At 40.3% G+C, this 25,079-nt stretch carries 21 protein-coding genes; 9 read left to right on the top strand and 12 right to left on the bottom strand.

Annotation, left to right across the window (positions count from 1 at the left end):
* Positions 1–50 precede the first annotated feature (50 nt).
* The 4 genes from alaS to ribA all read right to left on the bottom strand — a co-directional run bounded on the left by alaS (position 51) and on the right by ribA (position 4,625).
* A complete protein-coding gene (gene alaS / locus H5200_RS04255; RefSeq protein ID WP_145240904.1) occupies positions 51–2,651 on the bottom strand; it encodes an alanine--tRNA ligase in 2,601 nt (866 codons plus the stop codon).
* A 19-nt stretch (positions 2,652–2,670) separates the two neighbouring features.
* Positions 2,671–3,123: a regulatory protein RecX gene (locus tag H5200_RS04250; RefSeq protein WP_182718042.1), complete on the bottom strand. Its 453-nt coding sequence runs from the start codon at positions 3,121–3,123 to the stop codon at positions 2,671–2,673.
* Between the two features lie 11 nt (positions 3,124–3,134).
* A complete protein-coding gene (locus H5200_RS04245) occupies positions 3,135–3,923 on the bottom strand; it encodes a BPSS1780 family membrane protein (protein WP_149981689.1) in 789 nt (262 codons plus the stop codon).
* A 78-nt stretch (positions 3,924–4,001) separates the two neighbouring features.
* Positions 4,002–4,625 carry a GTP cyclohydrolase II gene (ribA, locus tag H5200_RS04240; RefSeq protein ID WP_145240900.1) on the bottom strand — a complete coding sequence of 208 codons (624 nt, stop codon included), beginning with the start codon at positions 4,623–4,625 and terminating at the stop codon, positions 4,002–4,004.
* A gap of 255 nt (positions 4,626–4,880) precedes the next feature.
* Here ribA and H5200_RS04235 point away from each other — a divergent pair, with 255 nt between their 5' ends.
* A complete protein-coding gene (locus tag H5200_RS04235) occupies positions 4,881–5,963 on the top strand; it encodes an energy transducer TonB (RefSeq protein ID WP_182718025.1) in 1,083 nt (360 codons plus the stop codon).
* A 74-nt stretch (positions 5,964–6,037) separates the two neighbouring features.
* Here the strand turns inward: H5200_RS04235 and H5200_RS04230 are convergent, their stop codons facing one another.
* The 4 genes from H5200_RS04230 to H5200_RS04215 form a co-directional block, all read right to left on the bottom strand.
* Positions 6,038–6,490 carry a low molecular weight protein-tyrosine-phosphatase gene (locus H5200_RS04230; protein WP_145240896.1) on the bottom strand — a complete coding sequence of 151 codons (453 nt, stop codon included), beginning with the start codon at positions 6,488–6,490 and terminating at the stop codon, positions 6,038–6,040.
* 72 nt (positions 6,491–6,562) lie between these two features.
* Entirely contained in the window at positions 6,563–6,778 is a 216-nt protein-coding gene (locus H5200_RS04225) for a TIGR02450 family Trp-rich protein (RefSeq protein WP_149981694.1), read from the bottom strand.
* A gap of 306 nt (positions 6,779–7,084) precedes the next feature.
* On the bottom strand, positions 7,085–7,603 hold the full coding sequence (locus H5200_RS04220; protein ID WP_182718024.1) for a hypothetical protein: 519 nt from the start codon (positions 7,601–7,603) through the stop codon (positions 7,085–7,087).
* A 69-nt stretch (positions 7,604–7,672) separates the two neighbouring features.
* A complete protein-coding gene (locus tag H5200_RS04215; protein ID WP_182718023.1) occupies positions 7,673–8,179 on the bottom strand; it encodes a DUF3087 domain-containing protein in 507 nt (168 codons plus the stop codon).
* 152 nt (positions 8,180–8,331) lie between these two features.
* Between H5200_RS04215 and H5200_RS04210 the strand changes: the two genes are divergently transcribed.
* The 4 genes from H5200_RS04210 (at position 8,332) to H5200_RS04195 (ending at position 12,403) form a co-directional block, all read left to right on the top strand.
* Positions 8,332–8,970 (top strand): energy transducer TonB, encoded by a 639-nt coding sequence (locus H5200_RS04210; protein WP_182718022.1) that lies wholly within the window; start codon positions 8,332–8,334, stop codon positions 8,968–8,970.
* Positions 8,971–8,997: 27 nt separating this feature from the next.
* On the top strand, positions 8,998–9,549 hold the full coding sequence (locus tag H5200_RS04205; protein ID WP_182718021.1) for an RNA polymerase sigma factor: 552 nt from the start codon (positions 8,998–9,000) through the stop codon (positions 9,547–9,549).
* Positions 9,536–10,162 (top strand): hypothetical protein, encoded by a 627-nt coding sequence (locus H5200_RS04200; protein ID WP_182718020.1) that lies wholly within the window; start codon positions 9,536–9,538, stop codon positions 10,160–10,162. The genes H5200_RS04205 and H5200_RS04200 overlap by 14 nt, the downstream gene beginning before the upstream one ends.
* 300 nt (positions 10,163–10,462) lie before the next feature.
* Complete coding sequence (locus H5200_RS04195) at positions 10,463–12,403, top strand: AAA family ATPase (protein WP_182718019.1); 1,941 nt, start codon at positions 10,463–10,465, stop codon at positions 12,401–12,403.
* Between the two features lie 104 nt (positions 12,404–12,507).
* Here the strand turns inward: H5200_RS04195 and H5200_RS04190 are convergent, their stop codons facing one another.
* Positions 12,508–13,647, bottom strand: coding sequence for an ISAs1 family transposase (locus tag H5200_RS04190; RefSeq protein WP_182718018.1), 1,140 nt, complete (start codon positions 13,645–13,647; stop codon positions 12,508–12,510).
* Positions 13,648–15,130: 1,483 nt separating this feature from the next.
* Between H5200_RS04190 and H5200_RS04185 the strand changes: the two genes are divergently transcribed.
* Positions 15,131–16,276 carry a PQQ-dependent sugar dehydrogenase gene (locus tag H5200_RS04185; RefSeq protein ID WP_182718017.1) on the top strand — a complete coding sequence of 382 codons (1,146 nt, stop codon included), beginning with the start codon at positions 15,131–15,133 and terminating at the stop codon, positions 16,274–16,276.
* Between the two features lie 72 nt (positions 16,277–16,348).
* Here H5200_RS04185 and H5200_RS04180 read toward each other — a convergent pair whose 3' ends face one another.
* Complete coding sequence (locus H5200_RS04180; RefSeq protein WP_259398478.1) at positions 16,349–17,938, bottom strand: RICIN domain-containing protein; 1,590 nt, start codon at positions 17,936–17,938, stop codon at positions 16,349–16,351.
* Positions 17,939–18,342: 404 nt separating this feature from the next.
* On the opposite strand from H5200_RS04180, the gene H5200_RS04175 reads away from it, so the two are divergent.
* A complete protein-coding gene (locus tag H5200_RS04175) occupies positions 18,343–18,792 on the top strand; it encodes a carboxymuconolactone decarboxylase family protein (RefSeq protein ID WP_182718015.1) in 450 nt (149 codons plus the stop codon).
* Positions 18,793–19,196: 404 nt separating this feature from the next.
* Positions 19,197–19,508, top strand: a complete 312-nt coding sequence (locus tag H5200_RS24440) for a helix-turn-helix domain-containing protein (protein WP_182761018.1) — start codon at positions 19,197–19,199, stop codon at positions 19,506–19,508.
* A 67-nt stretch (positions 19,509–19,575) separates the two neighbouring features.
* Here H5200_RS24440 and H5200_RS04165 read toward each other — a convergent pair whose 3' ends face one another.
* On the bottom strand, positions 19,576–20,952 hold the full coding sequence (locus H5200_RS04165; protein ID WP_182718013.1) for a Na+/H+ antiporter NhaC family protein: 1,377 nt from the start codon (positions 20,950–20,952) through the stop codon (positions 19,576–19,578).
* Between the two features lie 150 nt (positions 20,953–21,102).
* Complete coding sequence (gene pbp4b / locus H5200_RS04160) at positions 21,103–23,550, bottom strand: penicillin binding protein PBP4B (protein WP_182761001.1); 2,448 nt, start codon at positions 23,548–23,550, stop codon at positions 21,103–21,105.
* 486 nt (positions 23,551–24,036) lie between these two features.
* Between pbp4b and H5200_RS04155 the strand changes: the two genes are divergently transcribed.
* Positions 24,037–24,882 carry a MurR/RpiR family transcriptional regulator gene (locus H5200_RS04155; RefSeq protein WP_145240869.1) on the top strand — a complete coding sequence of 282 codons (846 nt, stop codon included), beginning with the start codon at positions 24,037–24,039 and terminating at the stop codon, positions 24,880–24,882.
* Positions 24,883–25,079 lie beyond the last annotated feature (197 nt).

Below are 25,079 nucleotides of genomic sequence, written 5' to 3'. Positions count from 1 at the left end.
GACTCAATTGAGCCTCCTAAAGTGTTAAATCAACTTTACGTACTGAGCTATTAAGTACGCTCAGTTAACCAAGCGGTTACGCTATCAAGTGCTGCAGTTAAGTTTTGCGGCTCAGAGCCACCAGCTTGCGCCATATCAGGACGACCGCCGCCTTTACCACCAACTTGTGATGCCATGTGATTTACCAGCTCACCGGCTTTCACTTTGCCAGTTAAGTCTTTAGTCACACCAGCAATTAAGCTTACTTTGTCGCCATCAGCAACACCAAGTGCAATAACACCTGAGCCAATCTTGTTTTTAAGGTCATCAACCATGCCGCGTAAGGCTTTTGATTCAGTGCCTTCAACGTTTGCCACAAGTAATTTAACACCGTTAATTTCAACAATTGAATCAATTAATGATGCACCCGCAGCACTGGCTAGCTTGTCGCTTAGCTGTGCTATTTGTTTTTCAAGCCCTTTCGACTTTTCAAGCAAGGCAGTTACTTTTTCAAGTACTGATGCGCTGTCGCCTTTAACAAGAGCCGCTACGTCGTTTAGGTGTTGCTCTTGCTCACTGACATAAGCAATTGCATCAGCACCTGTTACCGCTTCAATACGGCGCACACCGGCAGCAATACCGCTCTCAGAAACTATTTTGAATAAACCGATATCACCAGCACGATTTACGTGAGTACCACCACACAGTTCTATAGAGTAATCACCAATAGTCACTACGCGAACTTCATCATCGTACTTCTCACCAAATAACGCCATTGCGCCTTTTTCTTTGGCGGCATCGATTGCCATCAGCTCAGTATTTAGTGCAAAGTTACGACGGATCTCGTCATTCACAACTCGCTCAATTTCACGTAGTTCAGCTTTCGTGACTGCTTCAAAATGCGAGAAGTCAAAACGTAAACGTTCAGGGTCTACGAGCGAACCTTTTTGCGACACATGATCGCCCAATAACTGACGTAGTGCTTCATGTAAAATATGCGTCGCTGTATGATTCTTTTTAACACGATCACGGCGCTTATCATCAATGTTAGCGTCAACTTTATCATTCACACCAATACGCCCCATCACTGTTCCGTGATGCGCGAATGCATTACCAAGTTTAGTAGTATTAGTTACTGTAAACTCACCGCCAGCTACCGTTAATGTGCCGGTGTCGCCAACTTGGCCACCAGATTCAGCGTAAAACGGTGTGCGATCTAGTACCACAATGCCTTGTTGGCCATCTTCAAGTACTGATACAGCTTCACCTTGCGCGAACATTTCAATCACAGTGCCACTATAGTGCGTTGCGTCATAGCCTTTAAAGTCAGTGTGTTTGTCAGACTTTAATTGCTGGTTATAGTCAGCACCAAATTTACCAGCTTGTTGTGCAGTTTTACGCTGTACAGCCATGCACTCTTGGAAGCCTTGCTCATCAATTGTCATAAAGCGCTCACGCGCTACATCTGCGGTTAAATCGGCAGGGAAACCATAGGTGTCATATAATTTGAATACCAATTCACCTGGGATCACATCGCCAGTTAAATCAGTCAGGCTTTCTTCTAAAATAGCTAAACCACGCTCAAGAGTTTTGCCAAACTGCTCTTCTTCAATGCGCAGTACTTTTTCGATGATTTCTTGCTGTTTTGCAAGCTCTGGATACGCTTGACCCATTTGTTCGATTAGCGCAGCAACTAACTTATAGAAGAACGAACCTTGTGCACCAAGCTTGTTACCATGGCGAACTGCACGACGAATGATACGACGCAGTACATAACCACGGCCTTCGTTTGATGGCATAACACCATCAGAAATTAAAAACGCACATGAACGAATATGATCCGCCACTACGCGCAGTGATTTATCATCCATATCTTGTGCATTGGTAACTTCTGCAGCAGCTTTAATCAAGCCTTGGAATAAATCGATTTCGTAGTTTGAATGCACGCCTTGTAAAATTGCAGCAATGCGCTCAAGACCCATACCTGTATCAACAGACTGCTTAGGAAGCGGCTCCATCGTACCGTCACTTTGACGGTTATACTGCATAAATACCAGATTCCAAATTTCAATGAAACGGTCGCCATCTTCTTCAGGTGAGCCAGGAGGTCCGCCCCAAATCTGTTCGCCATGATCATAAAAAATTTCAGAACATGGACCACACGGGCCAGTATCACCCATTGACCAGAAATTATCTGAAGTAGCAATACGAATAATGCGATCTTCAGGCAAACCAATTTCGTTAGCCCAATAACCAAATGCTTCTTCATCATCATGGTAGATAGTAACGAGCAGTTTTTCTTTCGGCAGTTTTACAACGTCAGTCAAAAACTCCCACGCAAACTTAATCGCGTCTTGCTTAAAGTAATCACCAAAGCTGAAGTTACCTAACATTTCGAAAAATGTATGGTGGCGTGCTGTGTAGCCTACATTTTCTAAATCGTTATGCTTACCACCGGCACGCACACAACGTTGTGAGCTAGTTGCGCGGTTATAAGGGCGGCTTTCGGCGCCTAAAAATACATCTTTAAATTGCACCATGCCGGCGTTATTAAATAATAACGTCGCATCGTTACCCGGAATAAGCGAGCTTGATGGAACAATTTGGTGTTGTTTAGAGGCAAAAAAATCTAAAAACTGTTGCCTGATCTGTGCGGTAGTCATGTGCTGCATGTGAACGTCTCACCCATTTTTACTGTGCTTGCATTGCAAAATCTATTTGTTCGTAACTGAACCCTCGATACATTAAGTAGCGCACGCGCTTAGCTTTTTCTTTGTGATCGAAGTCGTCCTGTGAATTTGAATACTTCTTTAAATACGCATCCTGCGCTAACCCAAACCAATCAATTTCGAATGATTCAATCACACTTTCTAACAGTGCTCGGTCAATCCTTTTGCCCATGGCTTCGCTTTGAATACGTTTTAAGCCATGTTTTTTAGCAATGTGGCGACGTACAAAACCTTCAACATAACGCTGCTCATTTATAAAATTGTGCTCTTCACACCAATCTAATAAAGCTTCGATAAATTCAGGCGTCGCCTCTTTTTGCTGTAATTTTTGGGTTAACTCTCGACGCGAATATTCTTGGCGCCCGAGTAACCAAAGTACATAATTTTTTAACTTCTTTTGTAATGCTTCATCCATTTCTTCAGCCATTATGCGTCAAAACGACCGCTTTGATCATTATGCTGCGGCGCAACAGGCTCTGCCTCTGCAGGCGGTACGATCGGCATAAAAATAGCTTGATAAGAAACAAAAAAGCTAATGTAGCAAATTGGCATTAAAACCAACAGCGGCAAGAATGATAAAAACATTGAAAGCATCATCAAGCCTGCAGTAATTGCCCCATATACACTCAATGGTGCCATGTTGTGGTAAAACACCATAAGTGAGCTTTTTAGCACCTCAAAAATACGTTTTTGTTGATTAAAATAAACCAACGGCACTGCATAAGAAAAAGCCGTTAAATACACCGATAACGCAATTAAAAACAGCGCCAAATTTGCCATCGAGATGCTATCAATTACTTGCTGCAAGGCAATGTTAGGATCGACATTCGGATTACTCATAATCTCAACAGCTTCAGCAAATAAGCCAGCAGCTAACAAAGCCATCAATACACCGGCCGCCATTTGATAAAGCGCTAAACGAAGCAGCCCCATGCGATTACCTTTGGCGGTAAACGGTTTTAGGATATCGGCCAACATAATTTTGCCGCCTTGCTGTTTGGTGATCACCGCTTGATAAAACCCCGCAGTTAAAAATGGCGTGGCAATGGCTGCTATAATTTGTAAAAAAGGTAAAAATAGCGATAGTAAACCAATAATACCTATAAATAAGTGCATAAAAATAAAGGTAAAAGGCTGAGTTTTAAAAATAAGCCAGCCTGCTTTAAACCATTTCAGCCCTGCATCGGCCTTAAATACTCGTAATTCAATTGACATACTTGCTCTTAAATTAACAACAAAACACGCCGAGTATAACTCGGCGTTGGATGGGATTACATAGACGACAGCTTAAAATTACGGTTTTTTAATCTTCTTTATATCTAACATATGCGCACCATGCTTAATTTTCGTCTCTAGGTATGCTTTATTGCCCGCTAAACCAGCTTTAATGTGTGCATGCGTGCCAACCACTGATTCAACTTCAATACCTGCATCTTTCAAGGCATTAAGCTTTTTAGGATTATTGGTCATCAGCTTTACGTGAGCCAACCCCATCGCTTCTAGCATTAATACCGCGTCAGAAAAGTCACGTAAGTCATCAGCAAAGCCCAAATGATTATTTGCTTCATAGGTATTCATACCTTGTGATTGCAATACATAGGCGTCAATTTTATTGTATAAACCAATACCACGCCCTTCTTGGCGTAAATAAAGTAAAATACCACCTTGTTGATGCATCATTTCAATACATTCGTTGAGTTGTTCACCACAATCACACCGTGATGAATGAAATACATCACCGGTTAAACATTCAGAATGCATACGAATAAGCGGCACAGACTGCTCGCTATCAGCACGATTAAACACCAAAGCAACATGCTCTTGGCCATCTTTTAAATCGCTAAATGACACGATTTCTGCGGGTATATCACTGTTTTTGCCAACATTTAGCTGGACTCTAGCTCTTACTTGCGCCACGACAAATCCAAAATTAAAAAGTAATGCGATAATGCAAACGTGATAATATCACAAAAATAAACTGCATTGAAAATAATACAACACCGCAATGAGTAATAACTATATTGAGGCAGTTACTCGCAATTCAAGCATTGCCCTGCGCTAAATCGACAATTCCACCCCACCAAAAACAAAATTCTTACCCGATACTCTAAATCAATGACATAGTTGTACCTATTTGGTAGAATTTAATTAAACATAATAATAAGGAACATTATGAAAGCATCCTCTTTACTACTTTGTCTTGCCATCACCTATTCTGGTTATAGTCACGCCGATGAATCTATACATAGTCAATTTAAAATAGTTTACCAGCAATACCTTAATGCACAGCAACAAGGCAAAGGCGCAGAAGATAAAGCTGAACAAGCCTATTTGCTAGGTAAGCAAATCTATGGAGATAAATCAGATAACACTGCAAATTTAGCCATAAACTATGCTAATGAGCTTCATCAATACCCTGCAGAAAACAAACAAAAACGTTTTACCTTGTTTGAGCAGGCTTACACTATTTTAGCGGCTAATCATCCAACAAGTAGCATTGAACTCATCGATGCATTGCTTGGTATGGCAACCAATACTGATTCGGTAAATAGAGCCGACGCCCTATACAAACAAGTTATTGAAATCGCTGCAGTCCAAAAAGTCCCAAAATTAGTAGCAGATATGAAACTGGCTGCTGCACAAGGATTAGCGTATGGCTTTCAAGGGAAGAAATACAACCAAGCCAAACGTTACCTACTTGAGGCAGACGAGTTTTACAGCCAAAACTTACCTGAGAACTCAGTAGAGCGGATCAAAGCTGACTTTTTAGTTGCCGCTTTTGCAGAAGGTAAAAGACAATATTCTAAAGCGATTGAGCGTTTAAATCGAGTTGTAAGTGTATTTGATGATGCGCTTAGCTTCGATCATGAAACAGAGCTTAGCGCTCACTCTAAATTAGTTCACCTTTATGAAAAAACAGGTAAAAGTGACGAAGCGACCAAACATTGTTTAGCTATAGCTAAAATGGTGCCGTGGCAAGAAAACCAGCAACAAACCCCACTTTATCGTCAAGAACCTAACTACCCAGATAGTAAAGCAAGGTTTAGGCAAGATGGTTCAGTGCAAATGGAGTTTGACGTTAACACCGCTGGCTTTGTAAAAAATATCACCATCATTAAATCTGAAGGTGGTGAAGCATTTGAACAAGAAGCTATTAAAGCAATGGAAAAGTGGCGTTATGCCCCTAAGTTTGAAGACGGAAAAACAGTGGTTGCAAAAGCTCAAGTGCAGCTAGACTTTAAAATTGGCAGGTAAATACACGTAATTACTAATAACATCAGTGTTTGTAATACTGTTTATAAACACGTTTTAAGCCCAGCATGACTGGGCTATTTTTGTAAGGTATCTAGTATTTTGTCACTGGCATCCTCGATTAAATCAAGTACCTGTTCAAAACCATTTTCGCCACCATAATAAGGGTCGGGGATCTCATCAACGCAGGTTCCATAAGCTAAAAATAACGACAGCTTATACTGCAAATGCGCCGGACAAAGTGCAGTTAGATCAGCTAAATTGGCTTTATCTGCAGCGAGGATCAAATCAAAGTACTCAAAGTCATGAGCGTTAACTTGTCGTGAACGTATCCCCTCAAAGCTATAGCCACGTTTAAGTGCCGCCGCTTGCGAGCGTTTATCTGGAGGATTACCAATGTGGTAGCCTGCGGTACCTGCTGAGTCAATTTCAAACTGTGATCCACGCTGTAATGCTTTAGCCTTTAACACCGCCTCCGCAGTCGGTGAGCGGCAAATATTACCTAAACAAACGATCAGTATTTTTTTCATGATTAAATTTCATCCACTAGCATCAACATGCATTCATAAGATACCAATAAAATTAAAACCTGCATACCAAGGTTACTTCCAACCTTGTAACCAGCGCTGTTGATCTTTTAAATCATGCCAATTTATTTCCATCGAACGCTTTGACATCACCGCTTCAATAACACAGCTGATAACAACGCCCTCTTCATCAAACTCCATATCGGTAATCATAAAATGCTTTTCTTTATTGACGGGTGAAACGGCCGTCCATTTACTGTTTAATAGTTTTCTGTGGTTAATTTTATTCATATGATTCCTATCTAACATCATTAAGCATTGATCATCGTGATACGTAAACACCACCCACTGCGTTTACATTTAACTGAATGAAATGTGATTTTACAGCTAACTAATCACAGCTGCATAGAGGTATAAGTCTGGCTCGACCATCAAGTGGGTTGTCTATTTTCAGGTAGTATTTACCAAGCAGGGTTGGAATTTGCGGTGCTAGTAAGAGGAATTAAATAACCAGTTACATCAGATGACTCACTATGTATTACAAGGTAGAGGTAGGCTTTAATTTATCACTAAAGCCTATATAAGCTAATGCAATTATTAAAATTCGTAACTAATACTCACGCCACCATCAGCGCGTTTTTCATTACTGTTGCTGCCTTCACCGTAGCCTAATTCAAAACGAACGCGCCAACCGCCTTCATTTAAACCACTAAAAAGGTAACTATAACTCACGCCTACACCGTTAGTCGTTTCTGTATCAAACATACCTGATAGTGCACAGCCAAAAATATTACCAAATGTCTCACCAATGTCTTTATCATCAGTATCCGAACACTCACGACCATCATCTTGTGCACCAATGGCGCCAACAACTAAGCCTAAAGCATGCTTTTTATCGCTCGTTAGCGCATGTTCAAACCCGACAGAAAAACCATCATCTAAGCCTATTTTATAGTTAGCATACCAGCGCTGTGTACCTTGTGCTGCTGATAATGATACCTCTGGTATAACAAAGTAAGGGTAGCCGCCACCGATTGAAAAATTAACATCGTTTGCATTAGATGAAAAAGTACAAATCGTTAGCAAAGCACCTAGGCAAAGCTTGTTTAATGTCATTAAAGTTCCTTTTAAGTTTTTTATTATAAAGCGAACGCTACTTTACACATTTTAGAAACAAAAAGGCAACTAAAATTGCTTCAAAATAACATCATCATAATCATCAACGTTTAACGTCACATTAAACTTAGCCGCCACATTATCAAGCTCAGCTTGCTTGATAGCTAATTCATCCATGGTGATAGTGTTATCGTCTAGTTGCCATAATAACCGCGAGCCCGCATAACTATAATGAATTGCTAACAATGCCTGAGGATTTCCCTCTCGCCCCGCCGCTTTTAATTTTGCCATTTTACGGGTGATTTTATTCAATGCTTGTTTGAGATCCCACACATACACCACTTCGGTCATATAATCATGGGTGCGGTATTTATTCAGCGCCCAGCCAATTGTTAGGCTAGTAATAACTACACCTATTAAATTCCAATGAAAATGACTGCCACTTTCATCAGGGAATAACGCGATTAGTAGTTGTGAGATTGCTAAACTGCCAATAGCCAACGCCAAGCCGCAGCCGATAATAACGCGGTTTAAATGCTTACGATAACGAGCTTTATCAATTTGAATAAGTTGCATAACTGCCTAATAAAATAAAAACCAAAATTCACGGCCGCCATTGTAACCAATGCCCATAAGCAAACACGAAACTTTTTAAAAATATTTCACCCCTTTTTAATCTAGCGCACGTTTTAGTGATGAATACCACTTAACTTATCGAGGATTTGCTTATGCAAACAGTAGCTTTACCACACACTAATCATGCTTTAAAAACATCAGCGGCCATTGTTGGTGGTGCAGCCATGACCTTTGCGGCATTTGCATTTATGCAGTACTTAATTAGTGGCGAGCAACGCGCGCCAAGCTTTATTGATGACGGCATCATTGTAGAAATATTCCAAGCGCCAGAAGATTCTAAAGTGCAGCACAAGCAAACCTTGCCGCCGCCACCTAAAATGCAAACGCCGCCTAAAGTGCCGCCGCGTACACCGCCAAGTACTGATACTAATATAGTAACAACCGCAATAACGCCAGATATAAGTATTGATAAAATAGGTGGCGATATAAAAGCTAACTTACAGCGACCAACCGGTGATGCGACCCCCATAGTACGTATAAATCCTAAATACCCGCCCATTGCCGCACGAGAAGGCATTGAAGGCTGGGTACAATTAAGCTTTAATGTATCTCAAACCGGTGAAGTAATAGATGCACAAGTAACAAACGCAGAACCAAAACGCATTTTCGACCGTGAAGCACTACGGGCAATAAAACGCTGGAAATACCGCCCAAAAGTGATTGATGGCGTAGCACAAATGCAAACGGGGCAAAGTGTACAACTTGATTTTAAGTTAGACCAAACCCAGTAGCGCGAATACATACAAATAAGGGTGCCTATGCTTACAAGCTTAAAATCATGGTTTATTAGTCAGCCAAGTGACGATCACTTAGCTGACTACGCAAAAAGTGGCGACACCCGCCACTTAACCAAGCTCGTCACCATGTTCGGTAACGACTTATATCATTATTTAGTGACGCAAAGTAATGAGCAACTCGCCTTTGATATCAGCCAACAAACGTGGTTAAAAGTGATGGAAAAACGCCATTATTATCAACCGCAAGACAACCCGAAAGCCTGGTTGTTCCGCCTTGCCCGTAATGCGTTAATCGATGAGTTTCGCAAACAACAGCGTTTTGTAGAATTAGCAGACGATACTGCAATTGCAGCACCTAATACTCAGCAAAGCTTTGATTACGAAGCCTTTAACCGCGCTTTAATGCAGCTGAGCTTTGTACAACGCGAAGCGCTCAGCTTACAGCAAGAAGGCTTTTCGCTTGAAGACATACAACAGATCACCCAAAGCAATCATGAAACCGTAAAAACGCGGCTACGTTATGCAAAACAAAACTTAAAAACATTATTAGGAGCCTACCATGAACAAGCATAACGAACAGTTTGAGCAACAACTTGAACAGCATTTTAGTGAACGTAAAAAACGCCACACACTGACGCCAGAACAACAGGCATTATTTACGCAAATGCCGAATCAAAAAGCTAATAAAAAGCCGACTCGATTTTTATTACCCCTGCAAATGACCGGCCTCGCCTGTGCTCTAGTAGTACTGGGCTTTACCATTTTTAACACCACAGATAACAACACAGAACAACAACACACACTTAACAACACCTTTGCCGTACAGCAAAGCAGTTACCACTTTATAGAAGTACACCAAGTAGATAATGCGGGCAGTTATTCAAGTGAAATAACCCGCCAAAAACAACAACTCGATGACAAACTCGCCGCCGACCTGCGCCTACACCAACAACGCTACATTGAATACGGGCAATTGGTAAAAGTGGATAACGACTGGTACATCGCCAGCTGCCACAGCGAAGTACTCATTCAAATAAAAGACTCGCTATTGAATAACTTAAAAACCAAACACGCTATAGAGAGCAATATAATGAAAGGCGACATGCTCGCCATGGCCCACAACAGCCAAGGCCAGATCATAGCGCTTAAACATGCGGGAGATGGGGTAAAGATGTGTAGGGGGTGATTTTTACCACAACAATAAGCAGTAAATATAAATTTAGAGTCTGAAGTCAAGATTTCCATTTCGCCCACGCTATATGTGCTTGCCGTAAACTACTTAGCTGCCACATAAACAGACTAAGTAAACGAATTTGTTCTTGATTTAGATTCGTCATCACATATAGCAAAGAATACAAGTCCCTATTGGAAGAGTTAAGGCTCATATGTGTTGGGTTTAACTAAAGAAATAGAACTGGGTGTCAACATTAGAGTATGTTATAACACTGTAAATACAGTTACAAATTCAAAGCTATAATGGAATTATATGATTGCTGGAATATTCATAAGAAACATTAAATGTTACAAAGGCATAAACTTCATACCACTCACTAATGACTTAAGTGAAAAAATGTCTGTAATGCTGGGTGGAAATGGCGCCGGAAAGTCAACTATATTAGAAGCAATAAACAACATATTAAACGCTATCGATGGAAAACAGTGGGAAATAACTGTTAACGAGAAAAAAGATAGAGCTTTGATTTGTCCAGTTTTTCTTATTGAAAAAGAAAAATTGTCTCACGATAAAAGATTAACAACAATATCAAATAAATTTTGGAATGACGATTTCAGCTCATTGTTTTCACATGGCTCATATGTAAAAGATTTTGTAGACTGGAGAAATAACTTAAAAAAAACGGTTACCCAAGATAAGCATTTACTTATAGCTATTGGAAAAAACAGTAAAAATGACGTACTTCTGACTTCAACTTTTCATCAAAAATTTGCAGACCTAAAAGTATTAGGGATGTCGCGCCAATATTTTCAAGATCTTTTTCATGAGGTTGTTAACCTTTATTCATACGTCTACATACCTATTGAGAATAAAATTACTGACGTTTTATCTCTTCAAGCCTCTGAGATGCAGGGGTTAATGGACAAAAGTGTTAGTGATGAGATTAAAGTTTTACTAGAAAAAAACCATATCGATGCAGGTCAAAATAACAAGAAAAGTTTAATGGATTTAATTAATACCAATTTATCCGACTATATTGATGATATAAATGAGAGATTGAGCGAAGGTTACAACTTTCGCCCTAAAGGCTCAAAGAAAAAGATTTGGTCTAGTGACATATTAAAGCTAGTTATTCAAGAGTACTTCAACATAAGACCTCTGTCTAAAGACGGGAAGTCATTATCTAGCTTGAGCTCTGGTCAACAACGATTAGCTCTAATTGATGTGGCCACAACCTTGCTGTCATCTGGAGTAGAAAAAAGTAAAGATATAATAGTTGCAATAGACGAACCTGAAAGTTCATTAGAGTCAGCTCAAAGATATAAACAATTTTCTAGACTAGTTGAATTATCAGAAATGTATGGTCACCAAATTATGCTAACCACTCACTGGTACGGACTTTTAGTTAAACCAACTCAAGGTAGCTTAATTCACATAGAAAATAAATTGGAGCTTCCTGACGTTCGAACCTATTCATTGCAGCGCTTATTTGATATGAGAAGACACTTCCCACAAAACATTGAGATGAAAAGCTATTTTGATTTCATGAGTTCTATGCTTTCTATCTTAAAAAACTCAGATGAAAAATGGCTGATATGCGAAGGAAGTGATGATGCAAGTTATCTGCAAGCATACTTGAAAAATCGAGTTAACAACCTAAATATCGTTCCATTTAATGGCTGTGGAAATATTAAGAAACTATTTGATTTATTATCAGTGCCCTTTAGTGACACACAAGAGCAAAATGAAATAAAAGGTAAAGTTTTGTGCCTAATAGACACTGACACGAAGAATTTAATAACTATCCAAGGATACAAACCTAGTAGATTTGGCAACAAACTAGCATTTAACCGTATTTTATTTGACCGTGATAATAATAAAACAAAGCTAAATAGTGTTGCAAATACAGATGGAACAAACACTGAAATCGAAGACGTCATAGAAGCAAAAGCTGCCGCAAAAAGCGTCCTAGATTTGGCTGTGAAATTAGAAAAGTCTGGAGATAATCAGCTTATACTTTTATTAGATCACTTTAAAATTGACAATAATGCTCAATATGCAAATTTAAGTAAATGCTCAGGAGTATTCAAACCTAAAAACTTAGAAGGTCATGAAGGAAAACCTCAACTTGTAGAGATAATTAATAAAGAAGAAAATAAAGCACAATTATCTGTTATATTTAAAAAATATATGGATCCTGATTTACCAACAGATTTTGGCTGGCTAAATGATATAGAGAATTTTTTCAAATAAATTATATTATTTCCCCCTCTGCGGGATCAGGTCTTGCATCTTACCAAGAACAAACTCAAATCTCACGTTTAACACCCTTCCCCCGCAGGGCAAACGGGTTTAAATCATACAGATTTAAACCCGACTTTTAATACTTTCATCATATAGTCATTGTCCCAACCAGCCTTTAAACGTTTATTCTTAACTCCAACTTTTACACTTCGTTCGTTTTTTAACAGGTTTAGTGCGATTTTATTCATTAACGCTAAATTCTCTCCTGCATAACCACTGCGAAGGCGGTTATAATCTTCGTTGAAACTGACATCTAACTGCCAATGAAGTTTGTTCTCTATATGCCAGTGACATCTAATTGCATTCGCTATAAATTTTGCAGCCTTATCTTTGTGGCTTATAATGTAGTAACGACATTCATTCGTCTCTTCTTTACCTGTTAACTGGCGAGTTGAATGAACAACGGCTATCGCATTAACTGATTTCCATTGCGGATGCCGCTTGATTAACCAACCTATATCACTGATTAACCATGTTTTTCGTTGTTCAATACGACCATGTTCACCGTCGACAGATTTAAATACACTATGTTCAATACCTGTAAAGTCATTTTTTAGATGTATATCTAGGAATAGCTTTATATCATCGTAAAACTCGCCTTGATTACCTTTTAGAGCAAAAACAAAATTTGCTTTTTCTTCGGTTATCAACTCGCCAATCGCATGTTGACAGCCCATTGCATCCGTTGTGATTGTCGCGCCTTCAATATCAAGTAATTTTATTAATGCGGGTATAGCGGTGATTTCATTCGATTTGTCAGACACCTTAACTTGGCCAAAACACAGGTTATTTTTAACTGACCACGCGCTTACCAAATGAATTGCTGGATTACCTTTTGCCCTGTCTAAAGTACCGCGCATCACTTTGCCATCAAGGGCCACAATGTCATCACTTAAATTGCCTAGTTGTGTAACACATAAAGTAAAGGCGTCGGCGAATTCAGTCGGTTTTATCCTATTTAAAACATCCTGAAAAGTGTCATGGCTGGGAATGCCATGTGGGAGGTCTAAAAATGTTTCAAACCAAGTCAGTTTGGATTTACCATATTCTTCAATGGCACTGAAATCATCGCAGCCACAGATTATGGCACAAATGGATATAGTAAGGATATTTGTTAAAGAATGACGTTTACATCTATCTATTCGAGGATCAGAAGCAGAGATAAATGACTGGCTAATAGTGGTTTCAATCATGGTAAATTAGACACAAAACCGACTATAAACCATGATCAAAATAGATCGTCAAATAATCGGCATAAAATCGCAAAATTGATTAAATAAACTCCAAATTGGTTAATTTAAAACCGTTTACCCTACCTTCCCCCGTCATCACGCCCTGAAAATAAGTAATTGATGAGTAATACCGCGCACGGCAGGATTTTGTTCCCGACAAATCCTAAGTACCTACATTTATGTAGGCAATGCGCGATAAGCCGTGACTCCGCCATGGGTGAAAAGTGTAGCTTTGAACGAGAGGCCACGGATGGCCGAACTGGGGGCGTACATGGATGTGAAAGTCGGCGAATACACGGCGTTTACGTTCACATCAATTACGCATTGAAGGATTAAGCGTGATGCTCGGGGCGCCGAGGGGTTCCAAGGGGCGACCGGCGGCAGCCGCCCCTTGGTTGCTGCCAGCAATCTGGCAAAAAACATTGAATAAGGTTTCTTTAAACAGTTAGCGAGTTTGAAAGCGACAAGTTAGCAAGCAATGACCAAAAGTTACACGCGCCAGCAAGCTCAGCGCCTACGGTGGTTAACCCTTACATTGGAGTTAAACCCTTCGTGGCTGAAGCCATCTCCTACAACCAATATTTAAGCTCTGTGCAGCGAAGCGCCTCAGTGCTCTCGGTGGTGAACTTATCACTGGTGTTAAACCCTTCGTGGCTAAAGCCATCTCCTACATCCACTATTTAACCTCTGTGTAGCGAAGCGCCTCTGTGCTCTCGGTGGTGATATTCACTTTCTCGCCCTAAAGGGCGACCTACAATTTAAACGCCCCCATTGGTTTTATCGTTGCACTTTAGCCAACCAAACCTCGCGCGCCAGCAAGCTTAGCGCCTACGGTGGTTAACTTATCACTGCTGTTAAACCCTTCGTGGCTAAAGCCATCTCCTACAACCAATATTTAAGCTCTGTGTAGCGAAGCGCCTCTGTGCTTTCGGTGGTGAAATTCACTTTTCACCCTAAAGGGCGACCTAAAATTTAAACGCCCCCATTGGTTTTATCGTTGCACTTTAGTTTCACTTTAGCCAACCAAACCACGCGCGCCAGCAAGCTTAGCGCCTACGGTGGTGAACTTATCACTGCTGTTAAACCCTTCGTGGCTAAAGCCATCTCCTACTTCCAATATTTAACTTCTGTGTAGCGAAGCCCCTCTGTGCTCTCGGTGGTGATATTCACTTTTTCGCCCTAAAGGACGACCTACAATATAAAGTGGCTAGGTTCTAGGAAGTGACTAGGTACTAGGATTGTGCCGTAGCTCGTCGCCCGCCGCACGAAGCCATCATTTTTTATTCGTAGCTTAAGCTATCTCCTACGACGAAACTTGAAACAGCAATAACTCGACTTTTATCCCGCTTTTTCTACTAATAGTCGCACTTTAGTAAATGTTAATAACAATTAAACTATTAACACGCTACTCTATTTACATCGTGTTTAAAAAATTGGAGTCATCATGAAGACGTCTTTTTACACCAGTTTAGCTATTGCTATGGTCAGTTTATCTACCTTGCAGGCGTGTGTGCAGCAAGCGGAACAAGAAATCTCTGTCGCTAAAAGCGCTGATAAGTATCAGCTTGAATTAGTTGCTCAAGGGGTAAATATTCCTTGGGGAATGGCGTGGCTTAACGAGCAAGATTTATTAGTAACAGACCGCGCTGGTGAGCTTAGGCTAATTCGTAATGGCAAACTGCTAGAACAAAAAATTGCAGGGCTGCCTAACATGCATGCGGAAGGTCAAGGCGGCTTATTAGATATCGAGCTTGATCCTAACTTTAAAGACAATGGCTGGATCTACTTTTCTTACTCAGGTTATGAAGGCGATGAAGAAGGCTACAATACATCCATTATGCGTGCGCGCTTAAAAGATATGGCACTAGTCGACTCGCAGCTGCTGTTCGACGGCACGCCAAACACCACAACCAGCAAACATTACGGCTCGCGTATTGAATTTGATAAAGACGGTTACTTGTACTTTTCGATTGGTGATCGCGGCGCGCGTGATGTTCACCCACAAAGCTTAGAGTATGATGCAGGAAAAATTCACCGCATTAATGCTGATGGCACAATCCCTAAGTCAAACCCGTTTGTTAATCAGCCAAACGCACGAAAGAGTATATACTCTTATGGCCACAGAAACCCACAAGGCATGGCTATGCATCCAGAAACGGGGGCAATTTGGAGTCATGAACATGGCCCTCGCGGCGGTGATGAAATCAATATTATTAAAGCAGGCGCTAACTACGGTTGGCCAGAAGTAACTCACGGCATTAATTACATTGGTACCAAAATTACTGATGAAACAAGCCGCGAAGGTATGCAACAACCCGATTGGGTGTGGGTGCCCTCTATCGCGCCTTCTGGGATGGAGTTTGTTACAAGTAGCAAATACCCGCAGTGGCAAGGTCATGTGCTTGTTGGCGCTATGAAGTTTGCACACTTAGTATTGGTTGAACTTGATGGTAATAAAGTAACGGGTCACAGCAAGCTATTTGAAGGTGCTGGCCGCGTGCGCAGTATTGCAACCCACCCTAATGGCGATTTATATCTGGGTATTGATGGTATGGGAATTTACCGCATCGTGCCTGATGGTAAAATCTAACGCGTAATACAAGCAATGTGATGAAGCCCTCTAAATTGAGGGCTTTTTGCATTTTTAGGTGGTTTGGGTGTATTACTGCGGCCCTGTACCGCCATCAACTTGACTGCCTAAGCTATTGGCATTGTCTAAACTGTATGGGTATAACTGAATATCGTTAAAGATGTTAGCCCCATTGTCGCGATATTGATCGGTTGCTGACACACCAGTATACACATTTCCTGACGCGCTAAAGTAGCCTGAGCCTTGGTTCCAATGTGGTTTTGCACTGTTTTCAAAGTAATTGTTTTCTACTAATACTTCAGCGCCATTACCTGCACTAATTGCAAAATAAGTAATGTTTTTCCAATAGTTATTAAACATATGAACGCGTGAATTGTAGCCGTCTACTTTAGGGTTGCGCCCTGCCGCTGTATCCCAAAAGTTATGATGTGCCGTTATTTGGGAGTTTTTAAATAAATGCGTATACCAATGCTGGTTAGCACACACTTGCGTATTATAACCATAAAAGCGGTTCCAGCTTAAAGTGACATTTTGGCTATTGCCAATATCAATATAACCGTCACTAATTTTATTAAACGCCATATGATCAATCCAGATGTGGCTACTGTCATCAACAGAAATAGCATCACCGGCTTCAACTAATGCAGGGTTAATATCTTCAAGTAAAATATTACGTATGATGATATTACGATCATTACTGATCACTAAGCTTGTGCCGATGATTTTTGAGTTTTTCCCTAATCCTTCAAGGGTTTTATTTGAGCGAACACGAAGACGAGAGTCATTACGTGTAACGTTAACCGTGTTGTTGGAGCTGCTACCTAATTCACTACAACTTTGGTTACCAACCGGTAAGCGATACCAGGTTTTACCGTAATCGCCCCATGTGCCACAATCGAGTGGACATGCTGCAACAGTTCGGTTTGCCGTATGGCAGTTAATCGTTGTATTGTTAGGAACTTGAATAACCGCAGTTGATATTGAGTTTAATGCGGCTGTTAACGCACTGCAGCTAGTTACAATAGTAGGAGATACATTACCGCCGCCGGTTGTAGTTGCAAGGCCATCATTACCTGGTTGTGCTGCAAAACCAATTAAACCAGCTGTTGTTTGACCGCCACCACTACTGCTACCACAACTACCTGAAACAGGGTTGATATACCAGCGCTGTGAACTGCCACCCGCATCATCATTTTGATACACATTGGCACCGTTTTGCGAACCCGCCACAGTTAATGACTTTTGCGTAAGTTTATTAACAATATTAAAGCCACCCGATGAAGACACCTTCAGCTGCCAGCGCTGATTATCACCTTGCCAATCGTCATACACCACAATATTAGCGCCATTAGACTGTGACGAATTGAGTACATCAAGTACTTGGTTATTATGTTGCGAACGAATAGTCCAGTAACCATCACTGCCTTTAGTGAAAGCAAACTTCTGGTTTGCACCACCCCAATATTGATAGCTAATTACATCCGGTGCGCCACTAGTATCAGACGTATTTACATCTAATGCCAAGCTAGAGCCACGGTTAATTACAGAGTAAATCCCACCTGAGGTGGGCATAGTTGTACAATTTTCTGCCAATGTAGCAAAGCTACAAGTAGATAACAGAAGTAAAAACAAAGTCTTTTGCCGTTGTATCAGTGTTGTCATAACGCTCATTCTTTTGCTCCAATTTATGCCATTCCTTGAATGGTGTTTTGTAAAATGCGAATCCTGCACTTAAGTACAAACGGTTAATAATTATCGTTTGCGCACTTATATTAGGATCATTTATATTACAAATAAAGTTAATTGTTAAATAAAAGTAAATTAACGTCATTGTCGATGTGAGCTTTTTAAAGCTTAAGAGCTAAATTAGTATTGAAATTCGCTAATTTAGGGTGTAAATATAATATATCAGCGACTTATACCGTTTTATTATTGTGTAATAGTATGATAAGTCTTTAGCGAGGTACGACTACACTAAAAACAAATCAAAAAGTCGTTTTTTTACAATTCTTTTTATTTATCCGTCAATAAACTAGCTAGTAGTTATTTATCGATTTGGAACTATTATGAAAAGAGCGAATTACTTTAATATCGAACCCGAGTTAATGACCTACTTGATTGATCAAGAAGTACTGATCAAACAGAAAGTCGAGGCTACCTTTGGAGTGACAATTTGGGAGCTGCTAAAACTAAGAGCATCACAGTTAAACCAATGTGCATATTGTTTAGCCATGCATAGCAAACAAGCACTGGAGTATGGCGAGAGCATTAACCGCATTATTGCCCTCAATGCGTGGCAAGACACGCCACTTTATAACGATAAAGAACGTGCTGCATTAGCGCTTTGCGAGAAGTTGACTTTGTCACAGAACATTGATGATGACTTTTACCAAACACTTTCAGCATTATTTGATCAATCAAGTTTAGTTACCCTCACCGTAGCAATTAATGCTATAAATAGCTGGAATCGTATGGTGAAAATGTTTAAACCGACAGTCGAGTTTAATGAACGATAAACTATTTACAGCCCAACGGGCGATATCGCTGATTATGTACAAGCAGTTTGGTTTGCAAGCGCCCAATCTTCAGGGGAGAGTTGGCTCCCCTGCGATGGCGCAAAAGGCGTTATATTTTTGCTATCTGGGCGTCTTAATTTAGCTGGAAAACCATTAAATTCCCCTATTTCATGCAAACCATATCAACACAGTCAGCAAAAATAACGTTTACTGCTGACTCCGTTTTTTGTGGGATCCGGTTTAAACCCGCTGGACTTGCCCATTTACAAAAGGTAAATCATTCGCTTGTGGCGCCTGCAACCTTAACAGGTTTAGCACAGGCGCTTGACCAATATGCTAACTTAGATTCGTTTATTGATTTGTTGTCGGCGCACCTCAATGCACCAAAAATACACCATTAGGCTATTGAGCACACACAAAAACTGATCCATAAAATAATCAATCTTACCCCACTAAGTACTGCTTACGAGCACCCCCCTAAAGGTAAGCGGCAATTAGAGCGCTACGTTAAAAACACCTGTGGCATCACTGCCAAACACCTAGCACGTATTTACAGAGTCAGGCAAGCCAGACAACTTATAAAAGCAAACCCACAGCTAAGCTTGGCACAACTCGCCCTTGAGTGCGGGTTTTCCGATCAATCTCACCTAAACAATGAGTTCAACGCTATTTTACAAATACCCCCTGCCAAATATAAAAAGTTAATTCAGCAATAAAAAAGCCTGCAAATTTGCAGGCTTTTCGCTGACTAGCTAACTTTACTCTCGCAAGCTCGCTAACTCTTTACAACACAATAATGCTCGTAACTAGGTAAGCTACAAACGTTAAGCCACCCGCGAATAATGCATACGGCATTTGTGTTTTAACGTGAGTAAGCAAGTCACAGCCTGAGGCAATTGCCGACACCGCACTGGTATCTGATATTGGCGAGCAATGGTCGCCAAATACGCCGCCACCTAAAATTGCCGCAATCACTAATGACGGCGGTAAACCAAGCGCTTGAATTAATGGCACACCAATCGGGATAAGTATTGCAAATGTACCCCATGAGGTGCCTGTTGTGAAAGAGATCACCGCACCGGTTACAAACAACACTGGTACGACTAAGTAAATAGGTAAGTAATCACCCACTAAACCCGCAACAAAAGTGCCAGTACCTAAATCTTTTAAACTGGCGCCGAGAGTCAATGATAGTAATACAATCGCGACTAAGGGTAATAACTCACCCATGCCTTTAAAGCCAATATCAACCAGTTTATGGTGAGTAAATTGACGAGAGCTTACCATTAATAAGTAGGCGACAACGCAAGCTAAAATAGTTGCATACAATACCGACTTAGAGCCACTGCCGCTGGCAATATCACCATTACCTGACCAATACATAAAGCCGACCATGCTACCAATTAATGTAATTAGTGGTACTAACATGTAACGTGCTTTAGTCCCTTTGACTTCTTCTTGCAGCTCAGTTTTTTGATATTCCACTTGCTCTTCAGCCTTTTTAAGCGGGCCGTGTACTTTATCAAACGAGATTGTGTAAAACACAATGAGTAAGGTGATGATGGCGTAAAAGTTATAGCCTATGCTGCCCCATAACACCGAGACTGCCGATTCTGACAGTTCATAATTACCAAGCAAGCCAAGTATGTATGCCCCCCAACCATTAAGTAAAATCAAAATACACACAGGAGCACTGGTACTATCAATAATGTATGCTAAGCGAGCACGGCTCATTTTAAATTTATCGAATAAACCCCGCGATAAAATACCCGCAGTCAGTACACTTAAGTTAGATTCTATAAATACCGCAATGCCTGAAAACATGGTTAAATAACCCACTTGGCGTTTACTCTTTGCCACACCTTTGTTCATCAACACATTTACTGTTGCAGCCACACCGCCCGATTCGCGTATGTAAGCAAGTAATGCACCGATTAAGATACTAAAAATTAGGATACGACTATTACCTGGCGAACTTGCTACGCTCACCACGCGCTCTATGGTATTTATAAATGTATTAAAAAGTGTATTACCGTTACCTTGCAAGGCCAGCAAAAACTCTGAAGAAGCAACAGCGACAAGTAGCGCCATAATGACTTCTTTGCGCCAAAATACGATCAAAATCGCAATTAGTGGCGGTAAAATTGAATACCAAGACATACTGTAACCTTTTTTGTGGTGAGTCTATGACTCACTCTAATTATTATCAGGCCTTTGTTATAAAGGCTGGAACAAACTCATTAGCTTAATCTGTTCGTCAATAAACACAACTTAAATCGATTAGCGATAAGCTGAACACTGCCATTTAGATCAATGCTTATTTAATATTGCTTCATAAATTAGCGAAACAATTGAGCCATATTTACCGGTTTCAAACTTTCTCCCCATAAATTCATAATCTGTTTCATTCCCTTCAATCGGGGTATGGCGAGCATTGGTAAGCAAAATTATCGCCAAGTCATAAGCGGGATCAATCACAGTAACCGTGCCCGTCCAGCCAGTGTGACCATACGCTTGTGGGCTCGCGTACGGGCCAAAATGCCATTGTAAAGCACCGTTACCGGCACGACGCCAACCTAAACCATAACTTTCATCGCTGGCTTGCGGGGCAATGAATTGCTCTAATACTTGCGGGGTAAATATTTGCTTATCACCATAGCCACCGCGATTCAGCAATAACTGCGCAAGCACAGCTAAGTCTTGACCTGTACTAAAAAGTCCTGCGTGACCTGCGACCCCACCTAAGGAATAAAATGCTTTTTCGTCATGTACTTGTCCTTGTAAAACGTCGGTACGAACATTATCAAAGCTGATCCGTCCGTCACGAGTGTTTCCCATTAACTCAGTGGCAGCTATTTGGTTTTTTATAAAGCCCTTTTGCAATGGATTATAAACGGTGTGGGTTAAACCAAGCGGTTGATAAATTTGCCCTTCAACATAATTATCCAGCGACTGCCCGGAAAGTCGCTCCACTAATACACCGAGTAACATGTAATCAATATCTGAATATAAATGTTTAACGCTACGACCCGCAACAAATGGCACGCCTGTCAGTAATAAGTTTTTAGTACGTAAGCTATTTTGTGAAAAGAATCGCTCACCAAACTTATTATCTTTACGATGAAAATCAACTACCGCTGGATAACCTGCACTGTGGGTCAGTAAATCTTTGACTAACCGCTGCTCACGGCCCGCCCCACGAAACTCAGGTAAGTAATAAAATAGCGGTTTTTCTACATCAACTTTACCTTCACTGGCTAATTTCATTAACGCTAAATTTGTGGCAAACATTTTTGAATTAGAGGCAATATCAAATAATGTATCGCTTTTCATCTGCTGTGGCTGCTCTAATAATGAGCCATCAGCAAGGTATTTTTTAGCATCTCCATAGTGGCTTAATTTAATTAACTTACCATCTTTGATCACTGCCAGTACGGCACCGGGAAACCCTGCCGCGACTTCTTCGTTGATCAATTTATCCACATTATTAAACTGCACGGACTTTACGGGCTTAGTTACTAAAGTTGGATAAGGAAAACGTAATGTTAAACTTGCCCCTTCAGGCTGCACATTTTCAACCTTGAACGTATTTGTGCCGTTGTGGGTCCGTTTAGATAAGCTGTATTTGTAACTCTTATTTGCCATAAGTGGCTGAGCAATATTTATTTTTTCACCATTGATAAAAATATCCGCGCTCGTTACGGTGTTATTTTCAATGATAATTTCGCCTCGGCCTTTATAAGCTTTAAATGTACCACGGTCATTAACAAGTGCCCGAGAACTTGGATTAGGATTTGGTACCTGCAACACAACCTGCGCATTTGCTAAAGGCTTAATAATCGGTTCTGGGGCAAGTTGCTGTTGTTGATATTGCAACATTAACTTAGCTGCTTTTTTCGGAAAGTACTTCTGCATCAAAGCAAACAATACCGCAGCGCTGCGCGCATCTGCATTACCGCTTACATGCCAAGGTAAAAAGTGCATTTGAAAGGCACTTAATGTATCAAGGGTTTGTGGATCAAGTTGATTAGTCACGTGTACATCATAACCATAACCACGTAACGCTTTTTGCATTAAACTAATGGATGGTTTAACTAAATTAAATTGCTGCCAATATTTATCAACCGTGTCACTGTCATACCATGCACCAATACCAGCTTGGTACAATTGATACCATGGAAAGCGCGGACCTGGATCGTTTTTTCGTGTAGGCGCTATATCGGAGTGCCCTACAACTTGAGTTGGGCCAATATCAGGGTTACGGGCTAAAATACCTTTACTGAGCTCAATCAATAACGCTATTTGTTTAGCGTCAAAATCGGGGAAAATACACAATTTTGAGGCGTCATTTTCCATTTGCTCATCAGGTTTAACTTCGGGATAGTGACAGCTTGGTACGTTAACAATTTCGATACCAATTGATTGATCATTTAAATCTTCACGGCCTTGCCAAAAGCTTGTCCCGGCATGCCACGCCCTATCATGTTCATCAACTAGTTGAATTACTTTTAATTCATCCTCAGGGTAGCTAGGATCATTTAACTCTGGTAATAAATAATGAGCACTTAAACCACCTTCATCGACTAAAGCACGCATCGATTTTTCAAAATCAATAGCGGTGTAATGCATGACTAAAAACTTAACACGATGACTGTAATTGGCAGATTGTGTAAACTCGTAAGGTGTTGAAGCGCAACTAGTCAAAAGTGCGGCAGTTGTAACTAAACAAAGTTTTTTAAACCAAGATAAAAACGTCATAGCCTTCTCATTGCTGATCAAAGTAAATAAGCGCAATCCCAAAACCACGATTAGCGGTATGTGCTTTTAGTAAACAATACATTAAATAAACCCAGTTCTCATATTGTTATTATAGTTTGGACAACTCAATTTGAGTTGTATAAACCAAACCCTATCACAGTAAAATGATTTGTAAATAATTTATTTCAACAAGTAAATTAAACAAAGATATTTTATCTCACCATAAAAACAGTGCCCAAGCGACTAGCAAATAAATCTGTTAGTTCGCGCTATTGGTGTTGTAAAATTAGATAATTAAAACTATATTATTCCAATTATTCTTAAACAATATTCCAAAACTTAATTGCGGCTATTGGGAATAATTTATTTTTTGTACGCACAGGAACAAGAGTAAAAACTAAGATGGTTACATTTGAACCTAGAATAAGTACAAATTTATTTCGATTAATGCTATAAATACGCCAAATATAAAAATAAGCGGGTAGTATGTCTACATTTGTAAAAATTAAAGCCTTACGTCAGTCCCTATCGAGCAGCGAAGCTAAGCTAGCCGACTTCACATTGAACTCAGCTAATGCTATTCGTAATCTTTCGTCTGTAGAGCTGGCTAAAGTTGTCGGCGTGAGCCAGTCTAGCGTTGTAAAATTTTCGCAAAAACTGGGCTACAAAGGCTTTCCAGCATTTAAGCTGGCTGTCATTGATGCACTCAATGATGAAACATCAGAACCAAAACTGCATGGTAAAATCACCTTAAGTGATTCACTAGAGCAAATAGCAGAAAAGCTACTCAGTAGTAAACTTGCTGTGCTTACTGAAACAAAAAACCTCAATGAAGCGCTAGCCATTGAACAGGCTGTTAGCTTGTTAAAATCAGCTAAGCGAATTTTAATTTGTGGTTTAGGGGGCTCTGCCCTGGTGGCTAAAGACTTCTCTTATAAGCTGCAAAAGTTAGGTATGCCAGCAATAGCTGAACCTGATGGTCATGCGCAGCTCGCCTATGTATCAACCTTTGCAAAAGGCGACTTAGTTATTGCGATCAGTGAATCGGGTGTTACCAGAGAAATTGCTGAAGTGGTAAAGCAGGCTAAGAAGAACGACAGTTACGTGATCTCTGTCACTAAATTTGGTAGTAATCCTGTTGCTGATCAAGCCAATGTTAGGCTTTACTCTGTGGCAGAAGAAGAGTCAGTCCGTTTATCATCGATACTTGCCCGTACTGCGCAAGACTTTGTTATTGATATTCTATTTATCGCTTTAACGCAATCGAGTCGTCAAGGTCGTAAATTACTAGAGCATTCAAATGACGTTGTTGGTGAATTTAGAAATCACTAACCAACGACATCCTAAAGAATTAAGGCCACTATTGTGGCCTTTCTTATTATAAAAACCACTTTAACAACAGCCGTGCAATAATAACCTATCTCTCGTTTGCTAATTTATAAATTATTTCTTTATTCCATGCCAACCAAAATTTTTTAGTTCATAAACAATAATTATTATTGTAACTCCAACAGTATTGTTCCAACTCA

Origin of the sequence: Pseudoalteromonas sp. SG43-7, assembly GCF_014164295.1 — a bacterium.
Taxonomy (GTDB): Bacteria; Pseudomonadota; Gammaproteobacteria; order Enterobacterales; family Alteromonadaceae; genus Pseudoalteromonas; species Pseudoalteromonas rhizosphaerae.
The sequence above is the reverse complement of the archived record's forward strand: the minus strand, read 5'-3'. Positions and strand labels throughout refer to the sequence as shown.